The organism is Oceanospirillum sp. (genome assembly GCF_982874595.1).
Genome location: NZ_CEYNZH010000030.1, coordinates 31,079 through 37,672, shown reverse-complemented (window position 1 = coordinate 37,672; position 6,594 = coordinate 31,079). Strand labels below are relative to the sequence as shown.

The following is a 6,594-nucleotide window of genomic DNA, read 5'->3' as shown; positions in this document are numbered from 1 at the left end:
TTCGAATTCGTCGGCGCGATCGCCGGCGAACACCAGATGCGTATGGCAATCGATCAGACCCGGTGTTAGCCAGCCTCTCTGTCCGTCAAACCGCTCAGTCGCTTCAAACTCAGGAGCTTCTGCTGCTGCTCCGACCCAACTGATACGCCCAGCAGTGACAGCCAACACACCATCCTCTAACTGACCATAGGGTGATGCTGAGTCTGGCGTACCGTAATCCATAGTCGCCAAAGACACGTTGTGTATTAGAAGGTCACAGCGATGAGCATCAGCCTTGTTCTGATTCATCACGGTATCCGATCTTGTCATGAGGCACTCTCTTTCTTATCGCGATAATTTGAATGCCATCCGTTAAACGGATGGCATTCTGGTACAGGCAATCAAAAGGTTAGAAGTTCAGGCCTTCCAGCAGGTCATCATCAACCTGATTTGCCAGAGTAACTTTCAGTTTAGGCGTGCGTTCCATTTCACGTTTAATGGCGAAATTAGCTTCTGTATTCCGTGCCCAGCTGCGTCGTGCGATGCCGTTGTTTACGTCAAAGAACAGCATATTTTTAAGACGACGCTCAGCGGCCTCAGAGCCATCCAGCAGCATACCAAAGCCGCCGTTGATCACTTCACCCCAGCCAACACCACCACCATTGTGAATCGATACCCAGGTTGCCCCCCGGAAGCCATCGCCAATCACGTTATGAATCGCCATATCCGCGGTAAAACGGCTACCATCATAGATATTTGACGTTTCACGGTATGGGGAGTCAGTACCACTGACATCGTGATGATCACGGCCTAATACCACAGGGCCAATCTCACCGGCGTTGATGGCATCATTAAAGGCTTTGGCAATTTCTGCCCGGCCCTGTGCATCGGCATAGAGGATACGAGCCTGTGAGCCAACCACGAGTTTGTTCTGTTTCGCATCCCTGATCCAGGTGATGTTGTCCTGCATCTGCTGCTGAATCTCCTCCGGAGAATCCCTCATGATGCGTTCCAGCACCTTGGCGGCAATCGCATCGGTTTTATCCAAATCATCCGGATTCCCTGACGTACAAACCCAGCGGAAGGGACCAAAACCATAGTCAAAACACATAGGCCCCAGAATATCCTGAACATAAGAGGGATATTTGAAGTCGATACCGTTTTCAGCCATCACATCACCGCCTGCACGCGATGCTTCAAGCAGGAAGGCATTACCGTAATCGAAGAAATAGGTGCCCTTAGCCGTATGCTTATTGACCGCATCGGCGTGGCGTTTCAGAGTAGCCTGTACTTTTTCTTTAAAGACTTCCGGCTCTTCACGAATCAGACGGTTAGATTCTTCGTAGCTGATACCTATCGGATAGTAACCACCGGACCAGGGGTTATGCAGCGAGGTCTGGTCAGAACCTAAATGAACGAAGATATCTTCAGCCAGGAAGCTTTCCCAGACGTCGACGACGTTACCGATGAAGGCGATGGAGACAACCTCTTCGTTGTCCTGTGCTTTGCGAACGCGGGCAACCAGATCCGGCATATTATCAACCAGCTCGTCTACCCAGCCCTGTTCATGGCGTTTGATCGCCGCTTTAGGGTTCACCTCTGCACAAACAGTAATACAGTTAGCAATGTTGCCCGCTTTAGGCTGAGCACCACTCATACCGCCCAGACCTGCGGTTAGGAAGATCTTACCTTTCGGGCTTTCGCCTTTATTCAGAACTTTACGGAAGGCATTCATCACCGTAATGGTTGTTCCGTGAACAATGCCCTGCGGACCAATGTACATAAAGGATCCGGCGGTCATCTGTCCGTACTGGGTCACACCCAGAGCATTGAATTTTTCCCAGTCATCCGGTTTGGAGTAGTTCGGGATCATCATGCCGTTCGTCACAACGACTCTTGGTGCCTCTTCAGAAGAAGGGAACAGACCCATCGGGTGTCCGGAATACATGTGCAGCGTCTGATCCGCTTCCATCTCACTCAGATACTTCATCGTCAGCAGATACTGAGCCCAGTTCTGGAATACCGCGCCATTGCCACCATAGGTGATCAGTTCTTCCGGGTGCTGAGCCACCGCCGGATCCAAGTTATTGTCGATCATCAGCATGATCGCAGCGGCCTGCTGGCACTTAGCCGGATAATCCTCGATTGAGCGCGCTTTTAAGGAGTGCTCAGGCTTGAAGCGGTACATATAGATCCGGCCATAGTCGTTCAGCTCTTTCGCGAACTCAGGCGCCAGCTCTGCGTGCCACTCTTTCGGGAAGTAACGTAGCGCATTGCGCACCGCCAGCTGTTTTTCTTCCGGACTTAAAATATCTTTTCGTTTCGGTGCCCGGTTGGCGTTTTCCGGGTACGGCTTTGCATCGGGTAAACTCGCAGGGATGCCTTGCTTAATCGTTTGTTGAAAAAGATGGATATCATTCATTCTAAGCGTCTCCGTTATGTTTCCCGTTTAAGCGTGTTTTACTGGCGAATCAACACAGAATGCCTGTGTCTGAACCAGCTCGATAATGGCGTCGATATCAGGTTTTAGCAGTCTGTCTTCTTCTAACTTGGCGACTTTGCTACGGATAATCTGATAGTTGTGCTCGATTTTCTCTGAGCAGGTATTCGGGCGTCTGAAATCGATCGCCTGGGCGGCATACATCAGCTCAATGGCCAGAATTTTGTCCAGATTGCCCAGGATCTGATTGAGTTTACGACCTGAAATACTGCCCATAGAGACATGATCTTCCTGCCCCATTGATGTCGGCACGCTGTCTGCTGATGGCGGGAAACAGAGTGATTTGTTTTCAGTGACTAAAGCGGCGGTGGCATATTGAGGAATCATCAGACCAGAGTTTAAACCACCGGATTCGGTTAACATTCTTGGCAGACCGTGCATGCCTTCAAGCAGTAAATAACAACGACGATCGGCAATATTGCCCAGCTCAGCCGCCGCGATAGACACATAATCCAGTGCCATCGCCAAAGGTTGACCGTGGAAGCTACCACCGGAAATAGCTTCTTCCTGACTGATCACAATGGGGTTATCTGTCACTGAGTTCATTTCAATCTCAGCTAACTCTTTCAGATGTTTGTAGGCATTTCGGGATGCACCATGCACCTGAGGAATACAGCGCAGTGAGTACGGGTCCTGTACTCGGTCACAGTTGGTATGCGATGCCATATTCTGCGAACCGTCAAAAAAGCCCCGCATTCTGGCAGCAACTTCTACGCAGCCCGGAAAGGGTCGGGTCTGATGCAGTTCTGCTCTGAACGGTGAAGAACTTCCCTGCATACCTTCAATGCTCATAGCGCCTGCTAAGTCGGCTAAATCCAGCAGGTAGCGCATTTTGACCAGTGCGGTAATGGCATGAGACAGGATAAATTGAGTGCCGTTAATCAGCGCCAGCCCTTCTTTAGCTTCAAGCTCCATAGGCGCTAAGTTATGCGCTTTTAACAGAGAGATCGCCGGTACTGTTTCTGCCCCCTGCCAGAACTCACCTTCACCGATTAACGGTAAAAACAGATGCGAAAGTGGTGCTAAATCTCCTGAAGCCCCCACTGACCCCTGCTCTGGTACGACAGGAATCAGATCCAGCTCTAAAAATTTGAGCATTCTCTCAACGACTTCAAGACGAATACCCGAAAATCCCTGGCTTAGCGCGTGGATTTTGGTAATCAGCATCAGCTTAGAGATGGACTTGTTGATGGGATTACCTACGCCAACCGCATGGGTGATCAGCAGGTTTTTTTGTAGCAGATTGGTCTCAGCAGGAGAGATCTGGGTATCACACAGAGGGCCAAAACCGGTATTGATGCCATATACCGCAGAATCTGAGCTGGCCATGTGCTCAACATTTTTCCGGCTGGTGTTGATTTTGTCTTTTGCTTCCTGACAAAGCTCCGTTTCAACAGAGCCATTGGCGATGTCGTTAACCAGTTCAACAGTGAGGGTATCTATCCCGTATTTAAATGTCATTTTTATAGTTCTCCGGTGAAAATCTAGCTTCTGGGAGAACTATATCTTGCAACTTAAGTTTTATAGATAAAGAATATCCGGGCGTTATTCCGGATTTATCGAACAAAAGATGAGGGCTGCATCGCAGCGGAGAAATTCTTATATGCAGATCCATGATGTCGACCTAAAACTCTTAAGAATCTTTGTCGCTATTGTTGAATCCGGCGGTTTATCGGCAGCGGAATCAAGGTTAAACATCGGTCGATCAACCATCAGCTCCCATCTGTCTGACCTTGAGATCCGGCTCGGCCTGACATTATGCAAGCGCGGACGAAGCGGTTTTGAGATAACAGAACCCGGACGTATCACCTATCAGGCCAGTCTCGAACTGCTCAGACAGTGCGAAGCCTTTGCAGCGACTGTTGCCAGCTCCAAAAACGAACTGACAGGCCGTGTCACCATCGCCACCATTGATAATCTGGTTAACGATCCGCGCTGTGGAATCTCAAAAGCGATCGCAGCACTCAGAGATAAAAGCGATTCCATTCAGTTTGAAATCAACGTGTGTGAAGCAAGGGAAGTTGAAACATCGGTTATCAGCGGGCGTTCTATGGTGGGGCTGGGTGTGAGCCGTCATCATATTCGTGGGCTGGACTACTACCCGTTACAGGACGAAGTGAACTACCTGTATTGCTCTTCAGAGCATCCGTTGTTTGATTGCGATGATGATCACCGTGAAGCCTTGCTACAGGAGGCTGAAATTGTTTCCAGCCACTATCAGAGGGATAAAGAAACCCGAAATGACGGGTTAAATTATCAGAATACCGCCACGGCTTATCATGATCAGGGCATTGCACATATGGTGCTGTCCGGCCGGTTTATCGGTTATCTGCCAGAGCATTATGCGAACCAATGGGTCGAAAAGGGTCAGCTAAAAGCGATTTTGCCAGAACGGTATCATTACGAGATCCCTGTGATGCTGATAACGCTGAAGAATGCGGTTTTAACACCGCTCATCAAAGAGCTGATCAGTGAATTAAAACGCTGTCATAGCAACCCGTAGCCAGTACCTGTTGATCATAAGCAGAACCTGCTGAGCCCTCGTAGCCACCAGCGAGCATGAGACCCAGCAGTTTCTTTACTGCATCAATCGTATTTTACTGTCGTGCGGAGCCATCCATGCTCCGTAACAGAGTCTATAGTTTGAGCTTCGCAATCAGTCCCAGCATACGATCCGCAGTTTTACCGTAAGGCGGCATCAGGAATTTCATGCCGGAAAAGGGTGCCTGATAGAAGACAGGGCGAAGTTTGGAGAAGGTCAGAAAGCCCTCGTAACCGTGATAATGCCCCATACCGCTGCCGCCGATACCGCCGAAAGGCAGATCATGCTGGCCCACATGGAAGAGCGCATCGTTCACGGATACCCCACCGGAGAGGATATTGCTGATATAGCGGTTTACCAGCGACTTGTTGTAGCTGAAGGGATAGAGCGCCAGAGGACGATCCCGATCATTGACGTAATCGATCACTTGCTGCGGATCGGTATAGGTTTTCACCATCAGGATCGGGCCGAAGGTTTCCCGCTGGTCGATGATCATCTCATCCGTTGAATTCAGTACCAGCGTCAGTGGCAGCTTACGACTGGCGGCATCGGGCTCCTGCCCGGTCAGGTTGATTACCTCTGCGCCCTTCTCGCGGGCATCATCCAGTGTTTCCAGCAAACGCTGAAAAGCACGATCATCAATGACAGAGGTGTAATCCCTGCTGTGAATATTGGCGCAATGATGGTTAACCCAACGCTGCACCTCGGCAATAAAAGCATTTAACTGCTGTTCATGAACAAAAACATAATCCACCGTGGTGCAGATCTGACCCGCGTTAAACTGCTTCACAAACATCAGGCGCTCAACGGCCTTCGCCAGCGGATATTCAGGATCGATCACTGCCGGAGACTTACCACCCAGCTCCAGAGTTACCGGCGTCAGATGTTCTGCGGCAGCGGCCATCACTTTACGGCCGGTCTGGCCGGAACCGGTAAACATCAGATGATCAAAGGGCAATTTTGAGAAGGCGATACCCACACTGCCGGTCTCAGTGAAAAACTGCAGCTTGTCCGCCGGAAAATAGTTCGGCACCAGCTGGATCAGCAGTTCACTCAGATGGATAGAGTTCTCCGACATCTTCACCATGGCGCGATTACCGGCGGCAAAGGCTGCGGACAGGCCGGAAAAGCTCAGGTTCAGAGGGAAGTTCCAGGGAATAATCAGACCAACCACACCCACCGCCTGAGGGATCACGCGATTCTTCGCCCCCGGATAGAGCATAAAATCGATCTTACGGCGCTGAACCTTCATCCACTTTTTCAGGCTTTTCAGGGTGTGATTGATATCGTCTGCCACCGTGATAATCTCAGCGATCATGGTTTCATGATAGGAGCGGTTGCCGTAATCCTTGTTGATCGCCTCAACGATCTGCTCGCGATTCTCCAGCAGCAGGCGCTTAAGATTGGTCAGATGCTCTCGGCGCTGCTGATAGCTCTCCTGCCCGTGCTTCCGAAATGCCGCCCGCTGCAGATCCTGGGCGGTAGCCAGCTCCGGATGCAGTTGTTCTGTGAAAGAGGTGTTCATTTTATAACTCCCGGTACCGGCCGGTGAACTCCAGCCATCCCTCGATAT

4 protein-coding genes and 1 pseudogene are annotated in these 6,594 nt (G+C 50.4%); 1 reads left to right on the top strand and 4 read right to left on the bottom strand.

Features of this window, described 5'->3' with window-relative positions; all coding sequences use genetic code 11:
* The 3 genes and pseudogenes from AC4GL5_RS12555 to hutH all read right to left on the bottom strand — a co-directional run.
* A pseudogene (locus AC4GL5_RS12555) lies at window positions 1–309 on the bottom strand (imidazolonepropionase); the annotation flags it as partial.
* Window positions 310–388: 79 nt separating this feature from the next.
* Window positions 389–2,401: a urocanate hydratase gene (gene hutU, locus AC4GL5_RS12550; RefSeq protein WP_490383133.1), complete on the bottom strand. Its 2,013-nt coding sequence runs from the start codon at window positions 2,399–2,401 to the stop codon at window positions 389–391.
* A gap of 27 nt (window positions 2,402–2,428) precedes the next feature.
* Window positions 2,429–3,940 (bottom strand): histidine ammonia-lyase, encoded by a 1,512-nt coding sequence (gene hutH / locus AC4GL5_RS12545; protein ID WP_490383132.1) that lies wholly within the window; start codon window positions 3,938–3,940, stop codon window positions 2,429–2,431.
* A gap of 142 nt (window positions 3,941–4,082) precedes the next feature.
* Between hutH and AC4GL5_RS12540 the strand changes: the two genes are divergently transcribed.
* A complete protein-coding gene (locus tag AC4GL5_RS12540) occupies window positions 4,083–4,982 on the top strand; it encodes a LysR family transcriptional regulator (RefSeq protein WP_490383131.1) in 900 nt (299 codons plus the stop codon).
* A gap of 133 nt (window positions 4,983–5,115) precedes the next feature.
* Here AC4GL5_RS12540 and AC4GL5_RS12535 read toward each other — a convergent pair whose 3' ends face one another.
* Window positions 5,116–6,546, bottom strand: a complete 1,431-nt coding sequence (locus AC4GL5_RS12535) for a coniferyl aldehyde dehydrogenase (RefSeq protein ID WP_490383130.1) — start codon at window positions 6,544–6,546, stop codon at window positions 5,116–5,118.
* Window positions 6,547–6,594 lie beyond the last annotated feature (48 nt).

Bases quoted from the DNA above. Each gene is read 5' to 3' on its own strand.
- AC4GL5_RS12535 (WP_490383130.1), bottom strand. From the start codon at position 6,546: ATGAACACCTCTTTCACAGAACAACTGCATCCGGAGCTGGCTACCGCC.
- AC4GL5_RS12540 (WP_490383131.1), top strand. From the start codon at position 4,083: ATGCAGATCCATGATGTCGACCTAAAACTCTTAAGAATCTTTGTCGCT.
- hutH (WP_490383132.1), bottom strand. From the start codon at position 3,940: ATGACATTTAAATACGGGATAGATACCCTCACTGTTGAACTGGTTAAC.
- hutU (WP_490383133.1), bottom strand. From the start codon at position 2,401: ATGAATGATATCCATCTTTTTCAACAAACGATTAAGCAAGGCATCCCT.